Raw genomic sequence first — 12,206 nt, forward strand, 5'->3', positions numbered from 1 at the left:
TGCGTCGGCTATCCTGTAGTTCATTTCCCTCACGTGCTTATTTGGAGCAGATGTCCGTGCGTTCCCTCCGCAGCCTCCCCACCCTCCTCGTCATCTTCGCGGCGATCGCGGCCTTCGTGATCTACCGCGAGGCCTTCATCTACGACGAGGCCCACGCCTTTCAGGCCGCGCCGATAGACCTACAGGTCTACCGGCTCGCGGGCCAGCAGGTGGCAAGCGGCGGCAACCTCTACGACGGCGACTTCATTCCGGGCCTGCCGTTTACCTACCCGCCGTTCGCGGGCATGATCTTCTCTTGGTTCGCCTCCTGGTCCACCACGGCGACCACCTGGGGCTGGCAGGGGCTCAACTTCTTCTCGATGGTGGCGGTCATCGCGATGGTCTTCGGCACCAAGGTGCGCGCGGGCTTCGGCGTGTGGCTGCTCGCCGTGCTCATCGCGATCAGCTCGTTTGGCCTCGACTCCATCCACGGCAGCTTCTTCTACGGCCAGATCAACCCGCTGCTCATGCTGCTTGTCGCCCTCGACTTCCTCCCCAAGCGCAACCTGGGCGGCATCGGCGTGGGGCTGGCCGCGGGCCTCAAGCTCACCCCGGCCTTCTTCGTCATCGTCTTCCTCGCGCAGAAGCGCTACCTGGCCGCCCTGACCAGCTTCATCACCTTCCTGGCCACCGTGGCGCTCGGCTTCGCCACGATCCCGGACGCCTCGAGGTTCTGGACCAACGCCATCAGCGACTCCTCGCGCGTGGGCGAGCACACCAACCCCGGCGCGCAGTCGCTGCGCTCGGTCATGCTGCGCGTGTTCGGCGTCGACAACATGGCCGCCTGGCTGGTCGCGGCGATCATCACCGTGGTGCTCATCTGGGTGGGGCTGCGTTATGCGACCAAGCACCACTCGCCCGCCGTGGCCATGTCGCTGGCGGGCATCGGCGCGTGCCTCATCTCCCCGTTCACGTGGTTCCACCACTGGGTGTGGGTGGTCCCCGCGATGGCGTGCCTCATCGTGTGGGTCGACGGCCTCGCCACCCGCGCGTCGAGCGGGCTTGTCCGCCAGGCCAGCGCGTTCGTGGGCGCGGGCGCGGTGGTGGCGATCACCCTGCCGCAGCTGACGTGGATCATCTCCAAGCCGCTGAACTTCTTCTCCCAGGCCGACTACCCCGATCGGCTCTACAACGCGGCGTTTAGCGCCGTGGGCGCGGCGATCATCGTGGGTTACGTCGCCTTCAACGTCGCGCTGACGCTTACGCGGCGGTTCGGACGCAAGGCGGTCGTCGCGGGAGCGGCGTCCGCGGTGGCGCCCAGCTAGGCGGTCGCCTCCCGCGCGATGATGCCGGCCAGCCGCGCCGGGTCGGCGTCGAAGTAGGGGCGCTCGCCGCGCGGCAGCGCGGTCACGGATGCGTCTTCCAGGCCTTGGCCGTCGACAAGCAACGCCAGCGTGCGCTCCGGTAACGGTTTTCCTGGCCAATCGATGTCGGCGAGCAGCTTCAACGCTTTTCGACGCTCACCAAAGGCGGGAACGAACCGCAACCCGGCGCGGCCGGGCAGGATGCCCGCGGGGTGGGAGAGGACGAGCGCGCGGACGCGGCCCGGCGAACGGACCGCGACGGTGGCGACGACGTCCGCGCCCGTGCCGTGACCTGCGAGGACCACCCGGCGCAGCTCGTTCTTGTCGAGGAAGCGCTCCACCGCCGCGACCTGCTCCTTAAACGACAGCCCGAAAGTGGAAGGCAGCCACGGCTTCACCCCGTTCGGCAGCGCCTGGACGACCTGAGTCCAGCAGTCCGGGTGGCGGCCCGAGGGCGAGACGAGGACGACGTCAGCGCTCATCTGCGTCTTCCTTGTGGCCTTGCCCGCTGGCTACCTCGCCGCCTGCGAGCGGGCGCAGCGTGTTCATCTCCGCGCAGGTGGCGTCGACGGCGGCCTCCCACGAGCCGGTCTGCTGGAAGATCGCGCGCTGGCGCTGGTAACCCGCGCCGCGCTCCATGATCTCGCGGACGAGCCCCAGCTCGCCCTCGCAGTCGAACTCCTTGGCCAGGGGGGCGAGCTTTTCAAGCCAGTCCTCGAGGTCCTCGGTGACCAGCCGCTCGTCGGTGTCGCGGGAGGTGATGATGAGCGCCTCCATGCCGTAGCGGGCGGCGCGCCACTTGTTCTCGGCCACGTGCCAATCCTGCAGGCTGGGCAGGGCCTCCCCGCGGTCGATCATGCGGTCGAAGTAGATCACGAGCAGGTGGGTGAGCGCCACGACGGCCGAGAGCTCGCGCAGGTTGCTCGTCGCGTCCGAGACGCGCACCTCGATGGTGCCCCACTTGCCCGCCGGGCGGATGTCGAAGTGCATGGAGCCGGTGTGGTTGATAACGCCCGACTTGTCCTGGTCGTCCATGTAGGACTCCCACTCCTGCCAGTTGCGGAACTGGTACGGCAGGCCCGCGGTGGGAAGCTGCTGGTAGAGCATGGTGCGGTTGGAGGCGTACCCGGTGTCGATGCCATCCCAGCCGGGCGAGGAAGCCGTGAGCGCCAGCAGGTGCGGGTACATGGTGAGCATCGCGTTGATGATCGGCCAGACGCGGTCCTTGTCGGAGATGCCGACGTGGACGTGGATGCCCCAAATGAGCATCTGGTTGCCCCAGTACTGGGTGCGCTCGATGATCTCCTTGTAGTGGCCCTTCTCGCTCACCGGCTGCGTGCGGAAGTCGGAGAACGGGTGCGAGCCGGAGGACCAGAGCTTGAGCCCCAGCTCGTCGGTGGCCTCCTTGATGGCCCGGAGGCAGGAGTCCAGGTAGGCGGTGGCCTCGCCCGCGTTGCGGCAGACCGGGGTGACCAGCTCGACGGTGTTGGCGAGGAACTCGCGCTCAAGGTGGATCTCCGGGTGGGCGGCGGCGACCTTCTCGATCACCTCGCCCGCGCGCGGGACCAGGTCCCGGGTCTGGGGATCGACGAGCGCGATCTCCCACTCCACGCCCAGGGTTGGCCGTGCGGAGGCGTGAAACGGCTGGGGCATGTGCGTCACCTTCCGGTTGAAAATCCCAGTAGAAGTTCCCAGTTAAGGGGCCTTAAAGAAAACTCTAGGCCACTCGTTCACACTGTAACGAGTGGCCTTGGGTTTCGGGGCATCGGGGAAGCAATTAGATTCACTCCCCCACCCCGGTTGCGCGGCGGCCGCTACTTGACGGTGGTCTCCGTCGCCAGCACCAGAACCAGCGAGTTCGGGTCGTCCGTGCCCGCAGGCAGGTTGTCCGGGCGCACGGCGGCGACGCCGCCCACCTTGTCCGCCAGGGTGCGCGCGGCCTGCTCGGCGGCGGCGTTGCCCGCGGTGTAGTAGACGGTGTTCTCCGGGACGATGGTGTCGGGGAAGTTGCCCACCTCGCCGGTCTCGTAGCCCTTGGCCTTGAGCTGGTCCGCGACGCTGGCGGCCAGCCCCTGGACGGTGGAGTTGTTGAGGACGTGGACCTGCTTGATCTCCGACGCCTGGGCGGCCGGGGCCTGGGCGTCGGTGGCAGGTGCCGCGGCGGCGGAGGAGGCGGGCGCGGGGGCCGCGCTGCTGGCCGGGGCCTGGGCGTCGGTGGTGGCCGCCTGGCTTGCTGGCGCGGCGGTGCTGGTGGCCGGCGCGGTGACCGTCGGGTCGTCCGAGTTGTCGCGGGTCATGGAGTAGGCACCCCACGCGGCGAGCAGCAGGGCAACGGCGATGAGGATCATGGCCATCCCGCGGAGCGGGAGGCGCTGGTCCTCGGATGGTGCAGGTTGTGGGGAAGAGTTAGTCACGGCTACTCATATTAGTCGCTGTGGGCCCCTGACCTGCGATCGGCGCGAGAATCGCGCTTGCGGCGCAGCCTGGCCGTGAGCAAGGGGAACTCCTGCATCGCCTCGGGCGTATCGATGGCCCGGTTGAGCTTCTGGTAGTAGCGAATGGGGGAAATCCCCAGCTCAGCACGGATGGCGTCCTCCTTGGCGCCCAAGGTGCGCGGCGCGGTGGACTCGAAGCGGAGCAGGTTGGTGGCCGAGAGGAGGTCCTCGACGCGGGAGGGTTGCTGCTCGCGGGGCTCCGCCGGGCTGGGCTCTCCAGTTTGCTCCGCTTCCTTTCTTGTCATTCTTCACACTTTAGGCGATGACCTCGACGCGGGATGTGTCGCTTCCATCCACGCGACGACGTCGAAGACCCTCAGCAGCGGGACGCTGGCTGGCAGCGCTGCAGCCTCGCGCAGCGCTGCCAGCTTTTCCCCGAGGTCCGTCTCGCGCAGTGTCCGGTGCAGCGGGTGCAGGTAGTGCCTGCTGGGTAGGGCGAGCGCCGCGACCTCGCGGTCATAGACGGGATAGATGTGCGGCAGTTTGTGAGCGATGAGCTTGCTGGCGGAAACCGGCCCGATCCCACGGATTGCGCGGAGCATGCGTTCGAGTTGCAGCGGCGCCCACCTTTCGTCCGGGGGAAGGGCACCTTGGATCTCTGGGTCGGTCAACTCGAGGGGGACGTCCTTAAGCGTGGCGTAGTCCGTGCACTCGACGACAGCGCGGGCGAGGCACTCGTTAAGTTCCGGCGCGCGGAACTCGAGCAGCTCCACGATCGCGCGGGCCGGGATGACCACGCTCAGGTAGCTGACCGCGACGATGTCCTCCGCGGTGAATTTGCTCGCACGCTGGGGAATTGGCTGGTCGTTCCACTCGTCGAAGAAGGCACCCGTGAAATACTCGCCGTTTTCCGGCCAACCCTCCCGGCGCACCCGGTAGTAGCGCTCAAGCAGGCGTAGAGCGTCAGATTCCGGGGCGGTGAGCATGGCGACGGAACCCGTGAGAGCCGCGGGCAGGCGCAGTGCGCGAGGTGTGCTCATCTTCTCGATGCTACCCGCGTATGTGGCACCGGAACTTCCTGACCTGCAACGTCCTTGCATAGACTGTATGCATGACTGTTCGTCCCATCGTTATCTACGGCGACCCCGTACTGCACAACCCCACCGAACCCGTGACCGAGGACGTCGCCGAGCTGCGCGAGCTCATCGATGACATGTACGAGACCATGGACGTCGCCAACGGCGTGGGCCTCGCCGCGAACCAGGTGGGCGTGGCCAAGCGCCTGTTCGTCTACGCCTGCCCCGACGTGGAGGGCCCGAACGGTGAGCTTCTGCCCGAGGACCAGCAGGTCATCCGCCGCGGCTGCGTGATCAACCCGGTGCTCGAGACCTCCGAGATCCCCGAGACCATGCCGCGGGTCGACGGCAGCGACGAGGAGGGGTGCCTGTCCCTGCCGGGCCTGGGCTTCCCCACCGGCCGCGCCGACTGGGCGCGCGTGACCGGCCTCGACGAGGAGGGCAACGAGGTCAGCATTGAGGGCTACGGCTTCTTCGCCCGCTGCCTGCAGCACGAGGTGGGCCACCTCGACGGCTTCGTCTACGCCGACGTGCTCATGGGACGCTGGAAGCGCGCGGCGAAGAAGGCCGTCAAACGCAACGGCTGGACCGAGGCGGGGCTGACCTGGATGCCGGGCGTGGACCCGGATCCCTTCGGCCACGACGAGGACGAACCAGACACCCAGGACACCCAGGACAACTAATAACGCCGGAAAGGCAGGCTGAATGTCCTACATCTTCCGCTCCGACGAGGTTTCCCCCGGCGAGCGCGTGGTCGTGCGCCGGGTCATCGAAAACGCCCACACCGACGTCATCGGCCACGTGGTGTCGGTCGGCGACGACGAGCTGGTCATCCGCCCGCAGGAGGTCGGCGGCTACCCATCCTTCCTCCCGGAGGTGCGCATCCCGCGCGCGGAGATCCACATCGTGAAGAAGCTCTCGCCCAGGCGCGTGCGCAACTCCGAGATCCGCGACATCGAGATCGCCTACTCGGAGGCCTTCCCCGGCATCGAGCACGCGTGGGCCAGCGACGGGCAGTGGCTCTTGCGCGCGGGCGACGGCATCACGGAGCGCTCCAACTCCGCCGCGCCGCTGGGTCCCTCGGTGGTGTTCACGCCCGTGCCGGTCGACGAGATCACGGCGTTCTACGCCCGCCACAACCTGCCCGCGAAGGTGCTCATCCCGGAGCGGATCGGCAAGCAGGCCGAGCGGCTCGCGCTCGAGCGGGGCTGGGAGCTGGGCCCGGAAATCATCGTCATGACCCGCGACCTCACCGACCTACCTCAAGCCGACGAGGGCGCCGCCTTCCGCATCGACGCCCAGCCCGACCGCGACTGGCTCGACCTCTACCACTTCCGCGGCCAGCCGCTTCCCGAGCAGGCGCTCAACCTCCTGCGCGAGAAGATCAACGGCCACATGGGCTTTGGCCGCCTGCTCGCCCCCAGCGGCGAGACCATCGCGATCACCCGCGGCACCATCACCACGGCTGGCAGCACGCAGTACCTCGGCTACTCTGCCGTCGAGGTTGCTTCCGCTTATCGACACCAAGGCTTCGGAACCCAACTCGGCATCCATATGCTCGCCTGGGGCGCCCAAAGCGGTGCGACCAAGGCCTACCTGCAGGTCATCGCCTCGAACGCCGCGGGCATCGGGCTGTACGAGAAGCTTGGCTTCGTCGAGCACCACCGGCACCGCTACGCCAGCATCGCCTAGGACGGGCTTTGGCCGCCCGCCGTAGGCGTCGACAAGCGCAAGCAGCAAACTTCTAGGCGCCGCGCTTTCTTGCGGCGAGGGCGCCGATGCCAACCAGCAGCAGGCCCGCGGCCACGAGCGGCCACTGCCCCATACCACCGGTCTTGGGCAGCATCTCGACGACGCGGCCGATGTCGGTGATCGCGCCGATGTCAAGGTCGGCCTTGTCCGCGGTCAGCTCCCCTTCCCAGGCCGCCTCAGGTAGGAGCTCGTAGCCCGCGGGCGACTTCGTCTCGATGAGCGTGTAATCGCCGGTGGGAAGATCGGTGATCTTGAACAGCCCGGCTGCCGGATCCTTGTCCGGGCCCGAACAGGCCGCCGCGCTGTCCGCAATACAGTCTGTGATGACGAGATCGATCTTTGGGTCGCGCGCACCGCCCGTGAGCTTCCATTCGGAGCCCGACAACGGGTTCCCGCTGGGGTCGACCTTCTTCCACGTCACCGAACCCAGGGTGTTGGTGATCTTTCCGCCCTGCGTGGCGTTGACCTGGCCGTCAAGCTTGTCCAGCGCGATCGTTCCGGTAAAGGAATCCTTGGCGGGAACAAAACCGGTCGGCGGAGTTTTCTCCGTCACCGTGTACGTACCCGTCGGGAGTCCCTCGAGCTTGAACACGCCCGGCGCCGGGTCCTTGTCGAGCCCGCTGCATCCCACCTGGATACAGTCCTCGACATCGCCCACGGGCCAACCCGCCTCGGGGCTCTTCACGGTAGCCGGATCAGGGCCGGAGACGGTGAACACAGCACCGCCGACCGGGTTGCCCGAAGGATCGACCTTCGTCCAGTTCAGAGTGCCCTGAACAAACTTGACCTTCGCGTCATCCGGGCCGTCGAGACGCTTGATATCGCTGAAGTTACCGTTCGGCTTGCCGTTGGTGTATTCCTTCGACTCCAGAGAGGTGACCTTCACCTTGATGTCGCAGGACTTCTGCCCCTGGTTGAGGACGCCTCCGGTCACGCTCAGCTTGCCGGTGGCAGGATCGACGGTGATGCTGCTGGCAGTGCAGGTGGACTCGTAACTGTTGCTTGTGAACTGCAGCCCCGCGGGCAGGGTGTCGGTGAAGGCCCAGCCGTCCTTCTTGCCCAGATCCGTGCGATTGACGATGGAAATCGTCATCGTCGACTCGCGGCCGATCGACTCCGTTGCGGGGTCGAAACTCTTGACCATCTTGGGGGTCACATCCACGATGCGGATGTTGTCGATGGCGCCGTCGTTGCCGTTCGCAGAACCCACAGTGTACGACGAGGTCCACGGCGCTACGTACGTCTTCCCGTAGGGGAGTTCGGGTAGGTCCCCGAAGACCCGTTTGCAATGCCACGACCGGTCGAGCTCGCGTAGGAGCTGTTCTGCAGAATCAAGCCGACGGACGCGCTGTTGTCGAGGGCAAAGGCGCCACTGTAGAAGGTGCCCACCTTTCCGGTGGCGATCCACCCGCTTTGGGTGCCCCACGACCCACCTTGGTATCCATACTGGGCGGTGACATCGAACTGCCTCGAGTCGGGGCTCGAGCACGGGTCGATATTGCCGTTGTTGGGGAGTGAAATGGTCTTCCCACCCTGAACCATCTGGAAATACATGTTAGGGTTGACCTGCCCGCTGTTGCCGGAGCCGGTGTTCGAGCAACCGGTGACAGCGGCGTCGACGGAGAAGGCATAGAATCGCCCGCCCGAGGAGCCAGGGAGCACGATATCCTTCGTCGTCTGAAACATCACACCCGACGGAGTTCCGCCGGAGGTATTAGTGGACAGCGCGTGGTTGAACTTTCCAGTTGCGGACTCGTTGCCAGTGACGATGGTTCCTGCGGGAACGTTGCTAAAAGAGCCCAGCGCAAGCACCTTTGATCTAACCGCCCAGTAGTCGCCTGGGTCGAAGCCGCCGTTCCTACCGCAGTACAGCTTGTCGATGTTGTCCTGGCTGAGGTTGGTGGCAAAGCTGGTGATGAATCCGTTGCAGTACCCCGGGTTCAGCCAGTAACCGGACGCTGAGTAGGTAGTGCTGTTTGTTGCTCCTATGTAGTCTGACAGCTTCGTCGGCGTCGTGTTGTTCGTGCCGTTTTCGAAGTCCTCCGTGAACACGGGGGTCGGGGCAAAGGGATCGGTCACGGCCATCGGCGCGACGAACGCCAACTGTGGGCCAAAAGCAAGGCCCGTCGCGGCATCCAGCTCTCCGATGCTCTGTCCCACGCCTTGTAGCGACTGGTCGATAAGGGCGGCGGCACCGGGATCGACGGAAACGGCCTCCGCCGAATCGGTGATATCAGCTGCGTCCACCGAAGCCGAGACATCGAGTCCGGTGGCGTCCGTGGTGTCGGCCGCGTTCTGGTCGTCGAGCGCCGTAGCGAGATCAGTAAGGGCATCCCCCAGCGAAGGATCCGTGAAGGAATCCTGCGCACTGGCGCTGGCTGGGGAAAAGACCGTCAATCCGGTGACCATCACGCTGAGCAACAGCGCGGTGGTTTTCCTTCGCAAGCCCTGTGACTGAAAAGGGCGCGTCGAACGTGACCTGCGGGGCATGAAACCTCCTCGACTTCCATTCCCGGCACGTCGCGTGCCGGGACGTTGCATCGGGGCCCTAATCAGCCCCAAATGAAACTATTTAAGCACAATTCAGCTGCATTTCCATTCCCGCTCATCGCACACCAATGTCCCATTTGGTCTGTTTTCGGCCCCGCCGAAGGGAAGGCTTGGCACCAGACCGGAAAATAGCTCGTGGATACTTGATCAAAAAGGCCTACACACTGCCATGATGTGGAATCCAACGAAAAACAACCACCATCACCATGTGGCGGCTGCCACCTCCCAACGTGACACAGGTTGTACCCATTCGGGGCTGAATTCCCCTTTCAGTTTCCCTCTTCCGGCCCCGAGGTAACCACGGCAAGCAAACCAGGCGCCGCAGCTACCTAACCATTAGAAACGCGACTATGAACGCCATCGTCAGTCGATCCAACGCCTGTCTGGTTGACGCCAGCGTCGTTTTTGTCGTCTTCCTTGTTATGTGGGCCATTGCCTTCCTGGTCGGCGACGAGAACTAGGCAGCCCTCGTCCCGGCGTGTTACCAGTGTTGTCCCTCTACCGCGCGGCGGGGATACGCTTGAGCGCAAGGTCCTTGGGCTGCACGTCGAGTATGGCGACCATCGAACTTTAGTAAGCGTCGTCAAGCGAAATGCGTGGGTGCTAATCGCCGCGACGCTGGCGACGGTCTGGCACACCGTCGACGTCGCCTTGTGGGTGCTGCTCGTGGCAAACGTCGCGCTCGACCGCGACCACCGCCACGTTTTCGAGCGCTGGGCAGGTACTGTGTAAGCCATGCGCATTGTGAATTGGAACGTCAACTCGATGAGGACCCGTGTGGAACGCGTGCAGGCCTTCCTCACGCGCCACGACGTCGACGTTCTCGCAGTGCAGGAAACCAAGTGCAAGGACGAGCAGTTCCCGTACCTGGCCTTCGAGGAGCTCGGCTACGAGGTGGCCCACTTCGGGCTCAACCAGTGGAACGGCGTGGCGATCATCTCCCGCGTCGGCATCGAGGACGTGGCCACCTCCTTCCCCGGGCAGCCGGGCTTTAACAAGGACCCGGGGAAGAAGCAGGCCATCGAGGCCCGCGCGCTGGGCGCCACGTGCGGCGGGGTGCGCGTGTGGAGCCTGTACGTGCCCAACGGCCGCGAGATCGCCGACCCGCACTACGACTACAAGCTGCGCTGGCTCTACGCCCTGTCCTGCTACGTCGGCGCCGCGCCCGACGAGCGCATGGTGCTGCTGGGCGACTACAACATCGCCCCGCGCGACCAGGACGTCTGGGACATCCGCGCCTTCGAGGGAAAGACGCACGTCACCGAGCCGGAGCGGCAGGCCTTCGAGTCGCTTCTCGACGCCGGACTTGACATCACCAGCCCCCTGGAAGGCTATTCCTACTGGGACTACAAGGGCGGGCGCTTCCAGCGCGGCCAGGGCATGCTCATCGACTTCCAGCTCTCCCGGGGGCTCAGGCCCACCAACTCCTTCATCGATGTCGACGAGCGCCGCGGCACCGGCGCCTCCGACCACGCCCCCGTCGTGGTGGACTACGAGCTGGCTTAGGGGGCGTGCATGATGATCTCCTGGAACCTCGACCTATCCACCTGGCAGACGATCGGGCTCATCGTCGACTACACCCTCAAGGTTGCAGCGGTCGGCTTCGTACCGGAGGGCCGCCGGCCGAGCTCCTCGACGGCGTGGCTGCTGGTCATCTTGCTGCTGCCCTACATCGGCCTGCCGCTGTTCCTGCTCATGGGCAGCCCCTACATCAACCGCCGGCGCCACCGCATCCAGCAGGAGGCGAACTCGGCGATCACCGACGTCCAGGCCATCGAGCCGGACTACCCGGAGGGCTCGGTGCAAAACACGGAGATCGCCTCGATGATCCGGCTCAACCGCAGGCTAACGGCGATGCCCGCGGTGAGCAGCACCAACCTGGGGCTGCACACCAACTACCGCGAGTCGATCCTGCAGATGGCCCGTGCCGTCGACTCCGCGACCAAATACGTCCACGCCGAGATCTACATCATCGCCTGGGACCCCACCACCGAGGTGTTCTTCCAGGCGCTCGAGCGCGCGGTCAAGCGCGGGGTGGACGTGCGCGTGCTCTTCGACCAGGTGGGCAGCTGGAAGTACCCGGGCTACCTCAAGCTGGGCAAGCGCCTCGACTCGATCGGCGTGAACTGGCAGCTCATGCTCCCGCTGCAGCCGCATCGCTGGCGATTTAGGCGCCCCGACCTGCGCAACCACCGCAAGATGCTCATCATCGACGGCGAGCGCGGCTTCCTCGGCTCGCAGAACATCATCGACTCCAGCTACCTCAAGCGCGCCAACGTCAAGGTCGGCCGGCACTGGGTCGACGTCATGGTGGAGCTGTCCGGCCCCGTGGTGGCGTCGATGAACATGGTCTTCGCCGTGGACTGGTACCTCGAATCCGAGGAGCTCATCCCCATCGACGATGACATCCTGGGCCCCGGGATCCCCACCACCCACAACTCCTCGACCAACATCGTGCAACTCGTGCCGTCGGGCCCCGGCTACACCACGGAGCCGAACCTGCGCCTGTTCAACTCGATCATCCACCACGCCAAGGAGCGGCTGGTGATGTGCTCGCCGTACTTCATCCCCGACGAGTCCATGCTCGAGGCCGTGACCACCGCCTGCTACCGCGGCGTGGAGGTGGAGCTCTACGTGAGCGAGAAGGGGGATCAGTTCATGGTCCACCACGCGCAGTCGTCCTATTACCAGGCGCTCCTGGAGGCGGGCGTGCGGATCTTCATGTACCCCAAGCCCGCGGTCCTGCACTCGAAGTACATGCTCGCCGACCCGGAGTCCGGGTCCGCGGCGGTGGGCGTCGTTGGCTCGTCGAACATGGACATGCGCAGCTTCGGCCTCAACTACGAGGTCTCGCTCATGGTCACCCGCGGCAATATCATAGGCGAGCTCAACGAGCTGACCAAGGAGTACAAGGAGCTTTCCGACGAGCTGACGCTGGAGGAGTGGAACCAGCGCAGCTGGGGCCGCCGGTACGTGGACAACGTCATGCGGCTGACCTCGGCGCTGCAGTAGCGCGCGGCGCGCTAGCAAAAAGGCCGACTTCACTCACT

Annotated in this window: 13 protein-coding genes; 6 read left to right on the plus strand and 7 right to left on the minus strand. The window is 65.6% G+C overall.

The window, feature by feature from the left end:
- Nucleotides 1-50 precede the first annotated feature (50 nt).
- Nucleotides 51-1,304, plus strand: coding sequence for a glycosyltransferase 87 family protein (locus B843_RS11465; protein WP_025253633.1), 1,254 nt, complete (start codon nucleotides 51-53; stop codon nucleotides 1,302-1,304).
- Here B843_RS11465 and B843_RS13325 read toward each other — a convergent pair.
- From B843_RS13325 to B843_RS11490, 5 genes are all read right to left on the minus strand, one after another.
- The gene (locus B843_RS13325) at nucleotides 1,301-1,825 is read right to left on the minus strand and encodes an alpha/beta hydrolase (RefSeq protein WP_025253634.1); all 525 of its coding nucleotides are present in this window, start codon (nucleotides 1,823-1,825) and stop codon (nucleotides 1,301-1,303) included. The two genes, B843_RS11465 and B843_RS13325, sit on opposite strands and share 4 nt — an antisense overlap.
- Entirely contained in the window at nucleotides 1,815-2,996 is a 1,182-nt protein-coding gene (locus B843_RS11475; RefSeq protein ID WP_025253635.1) for a glutamate--cysteine ligase, read from the minus strand. The genes B843_RS13325 and B843_RS11475 overlap by 11 nt, the downstream gene beginning before the upstream one ends.
- Nucleotides 2,997-3,157: 161 nt before the next feature.
- Nucleotides 3,158-3,697 carry a LytR C-terminal domain-containing protein gene (locus tag B843_RS11480; protein WP_051483507.1) on the minus strand — a complete coding sequence of 180 codons (540 nt, stop codon included), beginning with the start codon at nucleotides 3,695-3,697 and terminating at the stop codon, nucleotides 3,158-3,160.
- A 71-nt stretch (nucleotides 3,698-3,768) separates the two neighbouring features.
- Entirely contained in the window at nucleotides 3,769-3,984 is a 216-nt protein-coding gene (locus B843_RS11485) for a DUF3263 domain-containing protein (protein WP_038596210.1), read from the minus strand.
- A 102-nt stretch (nucleotides 3,985-4,086) separates the two neighbouring features.
- The gene (locus B843_RS11490; RefSeq protein WP_025253638.1) at nucleotides 4,087-4,818 is read right to left on the minus strand and encodes a DUF6308 family protein; all 732 of its coding nucleotides are present in this window, start codon (nucleotides 4,816-4,818) and stop codon (nucleotides 4,087-4,089) included.
- A gap of 71 nt (nucleotides 4,819-4,889) precedes the next feature.
- Here B843_RS11490 and B843_RS11495 point away from each other — a divergent pair, with 71 nt between their 5' ends.
- Together B843_RS11495 and B843_RS11500 are read left to right on the plus strand one after the other, a co-directional pair.
- On the plus strand, nucleotides 4,890-5,537 hold the full coding sequence (locus B843_RS11495; RefSeq protein ID WP_025253639.1) for a peptide deformylase: 648 nt from the start codon (nucleotides 4,890-4,892) through the stop codon (nucleotides 5,535-5,537).
- A 22-nt stretch (nucleotides 5,538-5,559) separates the two neighbouring features.
- Complete coding sequence (locus B843_RS11500) at nucleotides 5,560-6,546, plus strand: N-acetylglutamate synthase, CG3035 family (protein ID WP_025253640.1); 987 nt, start codon at nucleotides 5,560-5,562, stop codon at nucleotides 6,544-6,546.
- A 52-nt stretch (nucleotides 6,547-6,598) separates the two neighbouring features.
- Here the strand turns inward: B843_RS11500 and B843_RS11505 are convergent, their stop codons facing one another.
- Nucleotides 6,599-7,816: a SpaA isopeptide-forming pilin-related protein gene (locus tag B843_RS11505; protein ID WP_025253641.1), complete on the minus strand. Its 1,218-nt coding sequence runs from the start codon at nucleotides 7,814-7,816 to the stop codon at nucleotides 6,599-6,601.
- Nucleotides 7,817-7,839: 23 nt separating this feature from the next.
- The gene (locus B843_RS11510) at nucleotides 7,840-9,003 is read right to left on the minus strand and encodes a hypothetical protein (protein ID WP_155895157.1); all 1,164 of its coding nucleotides are present in this window, start codon (nucleotides 9,001-9,003) and stop codon (nucleotides 7,840-7,842) included.
- 753 nt (nucleotides 9,004-9,756) lie between these two features.
- Between B843_RS11510 and B843_RS14215 the strand changes: the two genes are divergently transcribed.
- Genes B843_RS14215 through cls form a run of 3 tightly spaced genes read left to right on the plus strand, consistent with a single transcriptional unit; the run spans nucleotide 9,757 to nucleotide 12,168 of the window.
- Nucleotides 9,757-9,888, plus strand: coding sequence for a hypothetical protein (locus B843_RS14215; RefSeq protein ID WP_269319749.1), 132 nt, complete (start codon nucleotides 9,757-9,759; stop codon nucleotides 9,886-9,888).
- 3 nt (nucleotides 9,889-9,891) lie between these two features.
- Nucleotides 9,892-10,662 (plus strand): exodeoxyribonuclease III, encoded by a 771-nt coding sequence (locus B843_RS11515; RefSeq protein WP_025253643.1) that lies wholly within the window; start codon nucleotides 9,892-9,894, stop codon nucleotides 10,660-10,662.
- A gap of 12 nt (nucleotides 10,663-10,674) precedes the next feature.
- Entirely contained in the window at nucleotides 10,675-12,168 is a 1,494-nt protein-coding gene (cls, locus tag B843_RS11520; RefSeq protein ID WP_404825234.1) for a cardiolipin synthase, read from the plus strand.
- Nucleotides 12,169-12,206: the final 38 nt, after the last annotated feature.

Origin of the sequence: Corynebacterium vitaeruminis DSM 20294 (assembly GCF_000550805.1) — a bacterium.
In the GTDB taxonomy this organism is placed as follows: domain Bacteria; phylum Actinomycetota; class Actinomycetes; order Mycobacteriales; family Mycobacteriaceae; genus Corynebacterium; species Corynebacterium vitaeruminis.